Here is a 12239-nt window from a genome sequence, read left to right on the forward strand (position 1 = left end):
CCCGGCCGCGTCGGCGGCGGGCCTGGCCGCGGCCGGCTGGCTGCTGCGGTTCTTCTTTCCGCTCTCGTGGCTGGAAGCGGTGGGCGCGTGCGCGTTCTGGGGACTGGGCGCGCTCCTGGCTGCCGCCGTGGGCGGCTACCTGCGCTTCCTCGACGTGCGGCAGGCGCGCGCGGCGGCCGACGCCCGGACCGCGCTGCGGCTGCGGCTGGCCCGGGACCTGCACGACTTCGTCGCCCACGACATCAGCGAGATGCTGGCGCACGCCCAGGCGGGCATGGTGGCGGGCGATCCGCTGCGCGCCCTCGAACGCGTCGAGGCGGCCGGCCAGCGCGCCCTGTCGATGCTGGACCGGACCCTGGACACGCTGCACCACGACCGGCCGCTCACCCCCGCGGGCGGCCTCGACGGCATCCGCGCCGCCGCCGAGCGCTTCTCCGAGGCGGGCCCCGCCGAGATCCGCCTGCGCATGGATCCGCTGCCGCAGGTGCCCGCGGACACCGGGGCCCTGGCCTACCGGATCGTGATCGAGGGGCTGACCAACGTGCGGCGGCACGCGCCTCGGGCGGCCCGGGTCGACCTCGCCGTGAGCGACGGGTCCGGCGCGCTCGAGATCGTCATGACCAACGACGGCGTGGCGGCGGCGCGGGGCGGCCGGCGAGGCGGGTCCGGCCTGCCCGCGCTGGCCGCGCTCGTCCGGGAGCAGGGCGGCGACCTGGTGGCGCAGGCCGTACCGGACGGGTGGTCGCTGACCGCCCGCCTGCCGCTGGCACAATCGCCGGGGTGGCCATCCGCATCCTCATCGCCGACGACCAGGAAGGCATCCGCGCCGCCTTCCGGCTGATCCTCGACGCCCAGCCCGACATGACCGTCGTGGCCGAGGCCGCCGACGGCCGGGCCGCGATCGAGACCGCCAGGGCGATCGAGCCCGACGTCGTGCTCGCCGACATCCGCATGCCCGGGGCCGACGGCATCGAGGTGGCCCGCGCCCTGGCCGGCACCGGCATCCACGTCGTGATCGTCACCACGTTCGGGCTGGACGAGTACGTCGACGCGGCGCTGCGGCACGGCGCCTCCGGGTTCGTCCTCAAACGCTCCGGCCCCACGCTGCTCGTCGAGGCCGTGCGGGCCGCGATGAACGGCGACATGCTCATCAGCCCCCAGCTCACCGTCCGGCTGCTCCGCCGGCGTGGCGTGCCCGGAACACCCTCCGGGGCGCCGCACGTCGTCCTCACCGGGCGCGAGGACGAGATCGTGGCGATGGTGGCGCACGGCAGGACCAACGCCGAGATCGCCGCGGAGCTCTTCCTCGCGCCGGGCACGGTCAAGAACCACATCGCCGCGATCCAGCGCAAGATCGAGGCCAGGAACCGGGTCGCCATCGCCGCGTGGGCCTGGGCCACCGGCAGGGCCGAGCCGTGATCCCTCAGGGGGCGCGCTCCCTGGTGGCCACATCTTCGCGGTAAAGGGTCAGGGGCGCGGGAGCAGGGTCCGGTATTCGTCGGGCAGCTGGGCCGTCACGTCGGCGTACTCCTCGCCGGCGATCGACTCGCGCATCATGGCGAAGACCGCCTTGGCGTGCTCGCGCGCCCGCTCCGGCGAGACGCCCTCGCGCGCGCCGATCCGGCGGACGAACTCCTCCAGCCCCAGGTGGACCTCCCGGCCGGGACCCGCGCCCACCCCGCGCTTCAGCGGCGCGTGCAGCTGGACGGGCAGCTGGCTGACCAGGTCCTCGACCTTGCCCGGGGCGATGCGCTCGGCGAGCGTCTCCAGCGCCGCCTCGGTGGCCCGGCGCGCGCCCGCGTAGTCGAGCCCGGCCCGTTCCGCGACCCCGACCAGGAACTCCCTGGCCGGCACGATCTCGACGTAGCGGCGCTCGGCCTCCGCGACCAGGGTCTCGAAGTCGTCCGGGAGATCGGCCGCCATGTCGGCGAACTCCTCGGGGCTCACGGCCTGCCCCATCGCCCAGAAGACCGCGCGGGCGTGCCGCCCGGCCGTCTCGACGTCGGTCCCGGCGCGCTGGGCCACCCGCCGGAGGAACTCCTCGACGCCGAAGGTCTCGGGATCCCGTTCGGTGTAGAGCCAGGGCATCGCCTCCGGGGGCAGCTCCCTGAGCAGGTCGCGGCTCTCGTCCTTGGGGAGCCGTTCGGAGAGCGTACGGAGCGTGGCCTGCACGGCGCGCTCGGCGGCCTGAGGTCCCGCCCCGGTCTGCTGCTCCACGATCTTGAGCAACTGGTCGTAGTACATCCCCGCTCCCCGGCGCCGAGCCTGTCGCGTTCCGTAAGCTCAGCTACCCCGGAAAGGGAGAGCGTCACCCGTCAGGCCACCTCCGGCGCGGTACGGCCCCAGCCGCCCGATCGCGGGCTCCGTCAGGCGCAGGCGAATCCGCCCAGCTCTCCGGATCGACGGACAGAGCCGGTTGTTCAGCCGGCGTTCATCATGCGGACTGCGGGCGGCGCGGCCGCCGTCTCCGTGGCATCGTTGGGTCGGCTGGTGTACAAGCGCCCAGACGCTAGAGGAGATGTCCCGTGTCCTCACCTGTTTCCCCTCACTCAATTCCGCGTCGTTCCTTCCTCGGCCGCGCGGCGGCCGGGAGCCTCGGCATCGCGTTAGCCGGCAGCATCGAGACCATCGCGGGCCCGGCCGCGCTCGCCGCCACCCGGCCCCCGCTCGGCTACGGCCCGCTGGTCCCCGACCCGGCCGGCATCCTGGCCCTGCCCGCCGGGTTCTCGTACCGCATCGTCGCGGAGGCGGGGGTGACGCTGCTGGAGAGCGGCGAGCCGACCCCGAGCGACGCCGACGGCACCGCGAGCTTCCCGCGCGGGCGGGGTGCCACGCTGGTCAACAACCACGAGATCGGAGGCAGCGAGCCGTATCGGGTGCCGGCGCTGCCCGGCCTCACCTACGACCCCGGCGCCGGGGGCGGCACCACGAACATCGACGTGGACGCGCACGGCGAGCGGATCCGCGAATACGTCAGCCTGGCCGGCACCCACAACAACTGCGCCGGCGGCAAGACCCCCTGGAACACCTGGCTGACCTGCGAGGAGACCGAGCAGCGCGCCGGCGGGGCCTACCAGAAGGACCACGGTTACGTCTTCGAGGTCGACCCGTTCGACCGCGAGGCCAACCGGGACCCGGTGCCGCTGAAGTTCCTGGGCCGCTACTCGCACGAGGCCGTCGCCGTCGACCCGAGGACGTCGGCGATCTACCTGACCGAGGACGCCGGTGGGCCGAACGGGCTGTACTACCGGTGGACCCCGCCGAGGAGGTTCCACGGCCGTAAGGGCGCGCTGAGGGCGCTGGCGCTGTCCGAGGGCGGTGACACCGCGGGCAAGCTGGAGGCGCTGAGCTGCTACCGGGACGACACGCACGTCGCCGACCTGTCGGAGGCGACCGAGCCGGGCACGCGCTTCAAGGCCCGCTGGGTGGAGGTGCCCGACCGCGACGCGAAGACCCAGTCGGTACGCCTGCAGTTCGCCAACGACCAGGTCACCCGCAGCCGCAAGCTGGAGGGCGCCTGGTGGGGCGACGGCGGCGCGTACTTCGTGGCCAGCTACGCCCGGCACACCGATGGCAGCGTCAACGAGCACGACGGCCAGGTGTGGTTCTACGACCCGCGCACCGAGACGGTCACCCTCAAGGTCATCTTCGGCGTCAACCCCGACCCCAGCCAGGACACCGGCTATGACGGGCCCGACAACATCACGGTCTCCCCGTACGGCGGGGTGATCCTCGCGGAGGACGGCGAGGGCATCCAGCACCTGGTGGGCGTCAGCGCGCACGGCAAGTCGTACCCGCTGGCGCGCAACGACCTCAACGACGGCGAGTTCACCGGCCCGACCTTCAGCGCCGACGGCCGCATCCTGTTCGCCAACATCCAGTCGCCCGGCCACGTCTTCGCCATCACCGGCCCGTGGCGGCGCTCCGCGCGCGCCGACGACTGACGCCGGCCCGTCCTCCCGGCGCAGCGGGCCGGGAGGACGGAGAAAACCGCTCGACGGCCCTGGGCGGCGTCCGCCACCATGGGTCGTGATGTACCGAGCGTAGAAGCACCTCGATCACCGCAGGGGATGGTCCCGTGACCATCGCCTCTGCTCAGGCTGCTCGTCATCGGCGGCGCCCCGGGCGCCGCCCACCGCCACATGTGATCGAGGTCGCGGGCGTCGAGGACGCCCAGAAAGAGGCTCTTCATGGAGCTCCACGAATACGCAAGGTACGACGCCGTCGGGATCCGGGACCTGATCAGGTCGGGCGAGGTCACCGCCGGCGAGGTCGAGGCCACCGCCAGGCGGGCCCTGGCGCGGGCGGACGCGCAGGTGAACGGCCTGGCGCTGCCGGCGTTCGAGCCGGCGCTGGACCGTGCCGGGGACGGGCCGTTCGCCGGGGTGCCGTTCCTGATCAAGGATCACGGGCCGGTGGCCGAGGGAGTGCCCTTCACTCTCGGCAGCCGGGCCCTGCCGGGCGTCGTCGCCAGGCGCGACACCGGCCTGATGGCCCGCTTCCGGGCCGCCGGACTGGTCACGCTCGGCCTGACCACCGTCCCGGAGCTGTGCCTCAGCTTCTCCACCGAATCGCTCAGGTACGGGCCCACCCGCAACCCCTGGGACCTGGACCGGGGCGCGGGCGGGTCGAGCGGCGGCGCGGCCGCCCTGGTCGCCGCCGGCGCCGTGCCCGTCGCGCACGCCAGCGACGGCGCCGGGTCCATCCGCGTCCCGGCCTCCTGCTGCGGGCTGGTCGGGCTGAAGCCGAGCCGCGGCCGGATCACCTGCGGGCCGGACGCGGGCGAGGCGATGCTCGGCATGTCGTACGAGTTCGCGCTCGCGCGGACCGTCCGCGACGCCGCGCACCTCCTGGACGCCGTCCACGGACCAGGCATCGGCGACAAGTACACCGCGCCGCCCCCGACGGGCCGGTACGCGGACGAGGTCGGGGCCGATCCCGGGCGGCTGAGGGTGGCGGTGACCACCAAGGCCTGGTCGGGGGCCGAGGTGGACGCCCAGGTGGCCGAGGCGGCGCTCCTGGTGGGCCGCGCGCTGGAGCGGGCCGGGCACGACGTCACCGAGGCCGCCCCGGCCGTGGACGGGGAGGCGGTCATGCGGAGCTGGGTGGCCGAAAGCGTGGCGATCGCCTCCACGCTGCTCCTGGCGCCCAGGCAGCCCGACCCGGCCCGGATGGAGGCCGTCTCCCGGCGGGCTCTGCGGGTGGCGCGGGAGTACACCGGGCTCGACCTGCTGGCCGCCTTCGACGCCCAGAACCGGGTGACCCGCTCGGTGGGCGCGTTCTTCGCCGAGCACGACTTGCTCGTCACCCCGACGCTGGCCCGCCTGCCCGCGCCGCACGGCACGCTGCGGTACGACGATCCCGGACACACGCTGACGAGCTGGCTGGAGTCGCTCGACGGCTACGGGCCGTTCACGGTGCTGTTCAACATCACCGGGCAGCCCGCGATCAGCCTGCCGCTCGGCCACGCCGGCGGGCTGCCCGTCGGCGTGCAGATCGTCGCCCCTTACGGTCGCGAGGATCGGCTGTTCCGGATCGCCGCCCACCTGGAACAGGCGATGCCCTGGAAGGACCGGACCCCTCCGGTCTTCGTGGGCAACCGTTCCTAGGTGCCGAACGGCACGGTCGCCGGGGTCGAGAGGTGCCGAACGGCATCTGGCCCCGGCGACCGGGTCCCGGAAGGCTTGATCGCATGGAAACCCGAACTTCTGGCCGGCGCGGCTACGCGGCAGCGCTGTGGGCGCTGGGCTACGGCCTGCTCGGAGCGGCCTGGGCGCTCGGGACGCCCGGCTTCCCCTGGGGCGCCTCGGACCCCGACCCGGACGGGGCGCTGTCCGTCCTGGCCGGCACGATGCCGAGCTTCGGCTGGTGGATCGCCGCCTTCTCGCTGCTCGCCCTGGTGACGGCCCTGGCGCTGACCCGCGGCGACGGCGGCCGCGCCCCGCTCTACCTGGCCTGGCCGATCGCCGTGCTCCTGATCCTGGTCGTGCCCGACTCCCGGCTCATGATGGGCCTGGCCTACACGCCCCTGCTGCTGGTCGCGCCGCTGTTCGGCTGGAGCCTGGGCGGCGCCACCCTCGCCGACGCCTGGCCGTGGCCGGTGCTCAACCAGCTCGTCTGCGTGCTCGGCGGGCTCCTCCTGGCCGCCGCGGCGCTGGCGTACGGCCGCGACCGGGGCGCCGCGCGCTGGTTCACCCCCGAGCGGGGACGCCTAGCCGTGCACGTCGCGGTCGCGGTGCCTCTGGTGTACTGCCTGACCCGGTGGGCCTGGGCCCTGGGCATCCCGCTCGGCGTCACCCCGGAGTTCCTCGCCCAGGGCGAGGACGGGCTGTGGCTGGCCGGCGCGTACCTGGCGACCTTCGGCGCGTTCGGCGGCGTGCTCACCCTCGGGCTGACCCAGCGGTGGGGCGAGGTCTTCCCACGCTGGATCCCCGGCCTGCGCGGCAGGCGGGTGCCGCCCCTGCTGGCGGTCATCCCCGCCGGGTTCGTCTCGATCCTCGTCACCGTGGCCGGGCTGACCTACATCAGGGCGACGGTCGCCGGCCGGTTCACCCTGGACGAATGGGGCGCCTGGCTCCCGGAGTGCTTCTGGCCGATCTGGGGCGCCGCCCTGGCCACCGCCGCGACCTGCTACTTCCGGCGCCGCTCCTAGCGGCGGGTCACTGCGGCCAGGTGGCGGTGCGGGCGGTCAGGGCCCGGTGCCGGGCCGCGCCGCGCTGTCGCCGGTGAGCTGGGACTATCCGCGCGCTTTCCCCTTCACCGGCACGATCGAGCGGGTACGCGTCGAACTGCACGACGACGTCCCGGAAACCCTCCACGAGACGTTCGACTGACGGGAAGTAACCGGGCGCGCTCGTGACCTGCTCTTGGCGTCCGTCTCAGTACGCTCCCCTGCGTGATGGATGACAAGAGCCGGAGCAGGCGGCGGATCAGCATCGACGGAGCGGGCATCGAGAGGCGCAGGACGGCGATCCAGGTGCTGGTGGATCAGGCGCCGCCGCCGGCGGCCGAGCGGGTCCCGATGCCCCGCCCCATCTTCAGCGCGCGCTCGGACGGGCCGGAGCCGCCGCGATCGCCGTTGGCTGGGCAGGTCCGGGAAGGGTGACGTACTTGCCGAGGAACTGCCGCGCCGAGGCGGAGTCCAGGCGGTAGTCGTAGTTGGTCTTCCTGCAGGCGTCGTCCGCACCGGAGATCGTCGTGGCGATGAGCAGGTGCGAGGTGAGCCCGCCCAGGAAGTTCGGGCCGCCCGAGTCGCCGAAGCAGGTGCTCCCGTCGCCCTTGGTGGACAGCGAGAGGTTGAGCCATCTCGGAGTCATGCTCTTGTAGGAGATGGTCGCCTGGTGGCGCGTGTCGGTGTAGTGGAAACGCTGGCCGCGCGGCTTCTTCTTGGTGGGCTGGAGCGAGCCGTACCCGACGGGGGTGAAGCGTGCGGACTCCAGCTTGTTCTCGGCCTTGAGGAGGTCGAGCAGGCCAGCGGCCGGCAGCTGGGCGGGCCTGATGTTCAGGACGGGCTTGCTGAAGATGACGACGGCCATGTCGTGCAGGTCGGACTTCTTCGAGAAGCGGGGGTCCGGGATGTAACGGCCGCTGTAGACCTGGGCCCCGCGCTTGTAGTGGTCGGCGAAGGAGACGGTGGCCGTCTTCTGCTTCGGCTCACCGCAGTGGGCGGCGGTGAGGAAGACAGTAGGCGAGATGAGCGTTCCGGTGCAGTACGCCCACGTGCCGTCGGGATTCTGCTCATCGGAGATGAGAGCCCCTACTTCCGGGTGGGTGTCACCGTCGGCGGAGCCGTTGGTGATGGCCGCAGCGGGAGTCGCGGTGTACGCCAGCGTCGCGGCGACAACCAGGACAAAAGGGACATAACGCATTCCCGAAGTTTAGGTGTCAGTGGTCGGTGAATGGCACATATGAGCAAAAGATCTACTCGTTTTCCGAGGAATGGCCGGTTTGGCCGCGCATTTCCCGGAGTGGGGGACATCGCGTATATAAGATCCCCTCGTGAATGCTCAGGCCCTGGCGCTCGGCGCGGTAGCCGGGCTGCCGGACGGGTTGCGGGAGCTCCGGTTGCGGGTCAGGAGGTTCCTCGAGGACGAGATCGCGGCCGGCGGCTTCGCCCCCGAGGCCGACGCCTGGATGTCGGGCGTCGATCCGGCCTTCAGCGGCCGTCTGGCCGGGCGCGCGTGGGTGGGGATGACGATCCCCGCCGCGTACGGCGGGCACGGGCGGACCGCGCTGGATCGTTATGTGGTGACCGAGGAGCTTCTGGCCGCCGGGGCGCCGGTGGCCGCTCAGCGGTGGTCGTCCTGGCGCACCGACGACGCCGGCGACCGGCACGCCGGGCTCTCCCAGTTCATCGTGGACCTGCCCCATCCGGCGGTCTCGATCCGGCCGATCATCACCATCGACGGGGCGCATCACTTCAACGAGGTGGTCTTCGACGACGCGGTGATCCCGGTGGCCGCCGCGGGCCACCAGCTGCACGGCGCGATCGGGTTCACGACGGAGCACCGGCTCGGCGCCTGCACCAGGAGGCTGTGGGCGTGGCGCGAGGAACACGGCAACGAGCTCCACTGGCAGCGCAGATGCGCCGACCTGGCGAGAGGATCGGGCGACGTGTGGGAGCTCGTCACCGGCGAGCCGGGGTCGAGGCCCCTTTGACGACAGGAGCAGCACCATGACCGCCGAACCGCCCGCCATCACCGCCGTCGGCGACGGGATCGCCAGGCTGACCCTCAACAACCCCCGGCGCAAGAACGCCATCACGCTGGAGATGGCCGCCCTCATCGAGGATTTCTGCGCCCTCGTCCACGGCGACGACACCATCGGCGCCGTCCTCGTCGACGGCGCGGGCGGCTACTTCTGCAGCGGCGCCGACACCCGCGACCTGGCCGCCTCCTCCGCCGATCCCGCCGCGCCCGAGTCGATCGCGCGGACCTCCGCCGTGTACGCGGCGTTCGTCCAGGTCGGGCGGCTCCCGGTGCCCAGCGTGTCCCTCGTGACCGGCGGCGCGGTCGGCGCCGGGCTCAACCTCGCCCTGGCCACCGACCTCATGCTGGTCAGCCATGACGCGGTGCTCGACAGCGGGTTCGTGGCGCGCGGCATCCATCCGGGCGGCGGTCACCTGTCCCTGCTCGGCCGCGCGGCCGGATATCAGCACGCCATCGCGCTCGGAGCCCTGGGCGCGGCGCTGTCCGGCGCCGAGGCCGTACGCCGCGGGCTGGCCTGGGACGTGGCCGAGCCGCACGCCATGCTGGACACCGCCACCCGGCTCGTGGCCGGAGCCGCCGCCGACCCTCAGCTGGCCCGGCGGATCAAGCAGAGCGCCACCCTCGAACTCGGCCCGCCCGCGGTGTCCTGGCCCTCGGCGCTGGAGATCGAACGCGGGATGCAGATGTGGTCGCTGGGCCGCAAGGGCAGCCAGGGGTGGGACCGGAAGCCGCCCAAGCCGCCTGTGGAGTCATGATCGTCAGCTTTGCCCGAGCGAGCGGGCCTCCTTCCACTGCGGGCTGTCGAGGAAGTGGTTGTCGTACAGCTCCTGCGAGTTCAGCAGCTCCTCGAGGGTGGCCTGGCCGGTGCGCAGGCGGGCCAGCAGGCGGAAATACTCGAAGCGCTCCACGCCCGGCGTGATGACGATCAGCAGGTCCGCCTCGGAGCCGGGGGCGGCGGCGAAGGCGTGGGCGACGTTCGGCGGCACCACGGCCATGTCGCCCTCCTCCAGGGTGAGCACCTCGTCGCCCGCCAGCACCTGGGCGGCGCCGCCGAGCACGTAGAACAGCTCGCTGGAGGAGGTGTGCAGGTGGGGCACCGCGCCGTCGGCGCCCGGGGTGAGGGTCATGCGGAGGCTGCTCAGGGCGCCTCCGGTGGAGCTGGAGTCGAGCAGGAGCCGGCCCGTGGCGGGGGCGTCGCCGCCGCCGATGATCTCGGCGTCGGCCGCGCGTACGACTGCGGTCTCGGGCGTGATGAGCGACATGGTGAAAAGTCCTTCCTGGGGAGTCAGCGGGCGCCGTCGAGGGCGGCGGCGACCAGGCGTTCGGCGTAGGCGCGATCCACCGGGTCACCGGTGATCAGGACGCGGTAGTACAGGGCCCCGGCGAGCTGCTCCAGCAGCGTCATGGGGTCGACGTCGGGGCGGAGCCGGCCCTCGTCGCGGGCGCGTTCGATGAGCCGGCAGGCCAGCGCGTTGCGGCGGGCGTAGACGTCCCGCTCCAGCTCGCCGACGTCGTCGTGGCGGGCGGCGGCGGCGACCAGCTCGGCCACCGTCCCCGCCGAGCGGCTCTCCCGGCCGGGCGGCAGGCCCGCGACCCGCATCCGGTTGAGCCCGGCGGCGACCTTCTCCATGTAGTCGGTGAGGTCGCGCCGGATGTCGCCGGTGTCGGTGATCTCGTCGTGGTCCTGCAACCTGGCCACGACGGCCAGGGCGAGATGGTCCTTGGTGGGCCAGCGGCGGTACAGCGTGGTCTTGGCGATGCCTGCCTGCTCGGCCACCTCGTCGGTGGACAGGCCGCCGTACCCGCGCCGCAGCAGCAGCTCGGTGGCCGCCTGCAGCACGCGCTCGTCGACCTCGGTGTCACGCGGTCGCCCCCGTGGACTCATGTGAATCCCTCCATTTCGCTACTGGGGTAGCGAAATTCAAGGTACACCGGGCCCGCTCATTTACGCAACAGCAGTTTCGTATATGTGCTCGGGGGACGCGGCGGCGCGGGTCAGACGGTGAACTCGACCCCCTGGGCCAGCGGCAGCTTCCCGGAGTAGTTGATCGTGTTCGTCGCCCGGCGCATGTAGCCGCGCCAGGCGTCCGAGCCGGACTCGCGCCCGCCGCCGGTCTCCTTCTCGCCGCCGAACGCGCCCCCGATCTCAGCCCCGGAGGTGCCGATGTTCACGTTGACGATCCCGCAGTCGGAGCCCTCCGCCGAGACGAACAGCTCCGCCTCGGCCTGGTCGCGGGTGAAGATGCTGGACGACAGGCCCTGGGGGACCGCGTTGTTGAGCGCGATGGCCTCCTCCAGGGTGTCGTACGGCATGACGTAGAGGATCGGCGCGAACGTCTCCTGGGTCACGATCGGCGTCTGCTCCCCGATCCGCACCAGCGCGGGCTCGGCGTAGAAGGCGTCCGGCGCCTGGTCGGCGAGCCGGCGCCCGCCGCCGGCCACCAGCGTCCCGCCCTGCTCCACGGCGGCCTCCAGCGCGGCGCGCATGGCGGCGTGCGCGCGGCCGTTGATGAGCGGCCCGACCAGGGTGCCCGGCGCCATCGGGTCGCCGATCGGCAGCCGCGCGTACGCGTCGGTGAGCCGCTCGACCAGCGCGTCGGCGATGTCGGTGTGGGCGATGACGCGGCGCATGGTCGTGCACCGCTGGCCCGCCGTCCCGGCGGCCGAGAACACGATGCCGCGCGTGGCCAGGGCCAGGTCCGCGGACGGGCACACCACGGCCGCGTTGTTGCCGCCGAGCTCCAGCAGCGACCGCCCGAACCTGGCGGCCACGCGCGGCCCCACGGCCCGGCCCATGCGAGTCGAGCCGGTGGCGCTGACCAGGGCGACCCCCGGGTGGTCCACGAGCGCCTCGCCGACCTCGGGACCGCCGATGAGGACCTGGCTCAGGTACGCGGGCGCGCCGTGCTCGGCGGCGGCCCGGTCGAGCAGGGCCGCGCAGGCCAGCGCGGTCAGCGGCGCCAGCTCCGACGGCTTCCAGACGACCGGGTCGCCGCAGACCAGGGCGATGGCCGTGTTCCACGACCAGACGGCCGCCGGGAAGTTGAACGCGCTGATCACGCCGACGACGCCCAGGGGGTGCCAGGTCTCCATGAGCCGGTGGCCGGGCCGCTCGGAGCTGATCGTGCGCCCGTACAGCTGGCGGGACAGGCCCACCGCGTAGTCGCAGATGTCGATCATCTCCTGGACCTCGCCGAGCGCCTCGGAGGTGATCTTCCCGACCTCCAGGCTGATCAGCGCGCCGAGGTCCGCCTTGTGCGCCGACAGCAGCTCGCCGAACCGCTTGACCAGCGCGCCCCGGGCCGGCGCGGGCACGGTCCGCCAGGCCAGGAACGCCTGCCTGGCCCGCTCCACGGCGGTGTCGACGGCGCCGGGGTCCGCCCAGTCCACGGCCGACAGCGACCCGCCGTTGATCGGTGAGGTCGTCGTGACGGCGCCGCCGAGCGCGTCCACGTCCACACCGCAGCGCTTGGCGGTCTCTCGCGCGATCGCGGCCAGTTCGTCGGCGCCGGGCAGCGTGGTCACCATTCA

12 protein-coding genes are annotated in these 12239 nt (G+C 73.1%); 7 read left to right on the forward strand and 5 right to left on the reverse strand.

The genetic code is table 11. The features are described 5' to 3' along the window. Together ACFKCF_RS06090 and ACFKCF_RS06095 are read left to right on the forward strand one after the other, a co-directional pair. A partial coding sequence (locus ACFKCF_RS06090; RefSeq protein ID WP_394491487.1) for a sensor histidine kinase occupies positions 1 to 841 on the forward strand: 841 nt, incomplete at its 5' end. Next, positions 781 to 1419: a response regulator gene (locus ACFKCF_RS06095; RefSeq protein ID WP_394491489.1), complete on the forward strand. Its 639-nt coding sequence runs from the start codon at positions 781 to 783 to the stop codon at positions 1417 to 1419. The genes ACFKCF_RS06090 and ACFKCF_RS06095, both read left to right, overlap by 61 nt. 48 nt (positions 1420 to 1467) lie before the next feature. Here ACFKCF_RS06095 and ACFKCF_RS06100 read toward each other — a convergent pair whose 3' ends face one another. Continuing rightward, entirely contained in the window at positions 1468 to 2244 is a 777-nt protein-coding gene (locus ACFKCF_RS06100) for a DUF2267 domain-containing protein (RefSeq protein ID WP_394491491.1), read from the reverse strand. 281 nt (positions 2245 to 2525) lie between these two features. Between ACFKCF_RS06100 and ACFKCF_RS06105 the strand changes: the two genes are divergently transcribed. From ACFKCF_RS06105 to ACFKCF_RS06115, 3 genes are all read left to right on the forward strand, one after another. Next, the gene (locus tag ACFKCF_RS06105) at positions 2526 to 3944 is read left to right on the forward strand and encodes an alkaline phosphatase PhoX (RefSeq protein ID WP_394491492.1); all 1419 of its coding nucleotides are present in this window, start codon (positions 2526 to 2528) and stop codon (positions 3942 to 3944) included. 246 nt (positions 3945 to 4190) lie between these two features. Continuing rightward, positions 4191 to 5609 carry an amidase gene (locus ACFKCF_RS06110; RefSeq protein ID WP_394491494.1) on the forward strand — a complete coding sequence of 473 codons (1419 nt, stop codon included), beginning with the start codon at positions 4191 to 4193 and terminating at the stop codon, positions 5607 to 5609. A gap of 83 nt (positions 5610 to 5692) precedes the next feature. After that, the gene (locus ACFKCF_RS06115; RefSeq protein ID WP_394491496.1) at positions 5693 to 6652 is read left to right on the forward strand and encodes a hypothetical protein; all 960 of its coding nucleotides are present in this window, start codon (positions 5693 to 5695) and stop codon (positions 6650 to 6652) included. 385 nt (positions 6653 to 7037) lie between these two features. Here the strand turns inward: ACFKCF_RS06115 and ACFKCF_RS06120 are convergent, their stop codons facing one another. Next, positions 7038 to 7868 carry a trypsin-like serine protease gene (locus tag ACFKCF_RS06120; protein WP_394491498.1) on the reverse strand — a complete coding sequence of 277 codons (831 nt, stop codon included), beginning with the start codon at positions 7866 to 7868 and terminating at the stop codon, positions 7038 to 7040. 130 nt (positions 7869 to 7998) lie between these two features. Between ACFKCF_RS06120 and ACFKCF_RS06125 the strand changes: the two genes are divergently transcribed. Both ACFKCF_RS06125 and ACFKCF_RS06130 read left to right on the forward strand, forming a co-directional pair. Next, positions 7999 to 8658 carry an acyl-CoA dehydrogenase family protein gene (locus ACFKCF_RS06125; RefSeq protein ID WP_394491500.1) on the forward strand — a complete coding sequence of 220 codons (660 nt, stop codon included), beginning with the start codon at positions 7999 to 8001 and terminating at the stop codon, positions 8656 to 8658. A 16-nt stretch (positions 8659 to 8674) separates the two neighbouring features. Continuing rightward, positions 8675 to 9463, forward strand: coding sequence for an enoyl-CoA hydratase-related protein (locus ACFKCF_RS06130; RefSeq protein WP_394491502.1), 789 nt, complete (start codon positions 8675 to 8677; stop codon positions 9461 to 9463). A gap of 3 nt (positions 9464 to 9466) precedes the next feature. On the opposite strand, the gene ACFKCF_RS06135 is transcribed toward ACFKCF_RS06130, so the two are convergent. The 3 genes from ACFKCF_RS06135 to ACFKCF_RS06145 form a co-directional block, all read right to left on the reverse strand. Continuing rightward, positions 9467 to 9970, reverse strand: coding sequence for a cupin domain-containing protein (locus tag ACFKCF_RS06135; RefSeq protein WP_394491504.1), 504 nt, complete (start codon positions 9968 to 9970; stop codon positions 9467 to 9469). Between the two features lie 23 nt (positions 9971 to 9993). Next, on the reverse strand, positions 9994 to 10593 hold the full coding sequence (locus tag ACFKCF_RS06140) for a TetR/AcrR family transcriptional regulator (RefSeq protein WP_394491506.1): 600 nt from the start codon (positions 10591 to 10593) through the stop codon (positions 9994 to 9996). Positions 10594 to 10703: 110 nt separating this feature from the next. Continuing rightward, the gene (locus tag ACFKCF_RS06145) at positions 10704 to 12236 is read right to left on the reverse strand and encodes an aldehyde dehydrogenase family protein (RefSeq protein WP_394491508.1); all 1533 of its coding nucleotides are present in this window, start codon (positions 12234 to 12236) and stop codon (positions 10704 to 10706) included. Positions 12237 to 12239: the final 3 nt, after the last annotated feature.

Origin of the sequence: Nonomuraea sp. JJY05 (assembly GCF_043496855.1) — a bacterium.
Lineage (GTDB): Bacteria > Actinomycetota > Actinomycetes > Streptosporangiales > Streptosporangiaceae > Nonomuraea.

Excerpts from the sequence above, each read along its gene's own strand:
- ACFKCF_RS06140 (WP_394491506.1), bottom strand. The coding sequence starts at position 10,593 with ATGAGTCCACGGGGGCGACCGCGTGACACCGAGGTCGACGAGCGCGTG.
- ACFKCF_RS06100 (WP_394491491.1), bottom strand. The coding sequence starts at position 2,244 with ATGTACTACGACCAGTTGCTCAAGATCGTGGAGCAGCAGACCGGGGCG.
- ACFKCF_RS06130 (WP_394491502.1), top strand. The coding sequence starts at position 8,675 with ATGACCGCCGAACCGCCCGCCATCACCGCCGTCGGCGACGGGATCGCC.
- ACFKCF_RS06135 (WP_394491504.1), bottom strand. The coding sequence starts at position 9,970 with ATGTCGCTCATCACGCCCGAGACCGCAGTCGTACGCGCGGCCGACGCC.
- ACFKCF_RS06120 (WP_394491498.1), bottom strand. The coding sequence starts at position 7,868 with ATGCGTTATGTCCCTTTTGTCCTGGTTGTCGCCGCGACGCTGGCGTAC.
- ACFKCF_RS06110 (WP_394491494.1), top strand. The coding sequence starts at position 4,191 with ATGGAGCTCCACGAATACGCAAGGTACGACGCCGTCGGGATCCGGGAC.
- ACFKCF_RS06115 (WP_394491496.1), top strand. The coding sequence starts at position 5,693 with ATGGAAACCCGAACTTCTGGCCGGCGCGGCTACGCGGCAGCGCTGTGG.
- ACFKCF_RS06145 (WP_394491508.1), bottom strand. The coding sequence starts at position 12,236 with ATGGTGACCACGCTGCCCGGCGCCGACGAACTGGCCGCGATCGCGCGA.